This window comes from Priestia sp. SIMBA_032, assembly GCF_046535215.1.
Taxonomy (GTDB): domain Bacteria; phylum Bacillota; class Bacilli; order Bacillales; family Bacillaceae_H; genus Priestia; species Priestia aryabhattai.
Window position 1 is genome coordinate 1 of the sequence record NZ_JAWRXD010000106.1, and the last position, 506, is coordinate 506.

The following is a 506-nucleotide window of genomic DNA, read 5'->3' on the forward strand; positions in this document are numbered from 1 at the left end:
CCTATCCACAGCTCTAAACTGGTTAACAAACGCTATGATGTCTTTATCACGCTGAGATAGTCGAAAGCTCATCGCTGCTCCTCCTTCTCTAATAACCCGAAGATAGACTGTGATACCACTTCTAGTTTTGGTTCAGGATCTTTCACGAGCCTTTTATAAGGTGAAAGTATTTCCTTACAAGCTCCTTCATCTAAGAAGAAGGCTTGAAACTCTTTCACTTCATCAATTTTAATTTTCATACGCCCCCTGGCTGCGGCATCAATTTCTTCTGCACCGATGACCCCGGCTACTTTTGCATTTATCGCATCGGCCTGCCTTCCAGAGATCCGAACCCGTAAGTTTGCTTTGAGTGCTGAATTCAACAAATCGGCATCTGGACGCTGCATCGCAATAATCGTGTGCACACCTAGCGCACGACCTTGACTTGCGAACTGTTGAATCATCTCTACGAGATCCGTTTCTCGCTTGATTATACTCATCTCATCTACAACCACGACAATTCGAGG

1 pseudogene is annotated in these 506 nt (G+C 44.9%); it reads right to left on the minus strand.

Annotation, left to right across the window (positions count from 1 at the left end):
- Positions 1 to 68: 68 nt before the first annotated feature.
- A pseudogene (locus SB717_RS33520) lies at positions 69 to 506 on the minus strand (FtsK/SpoIIIE domain-containing protein); the annotation flags it as partial.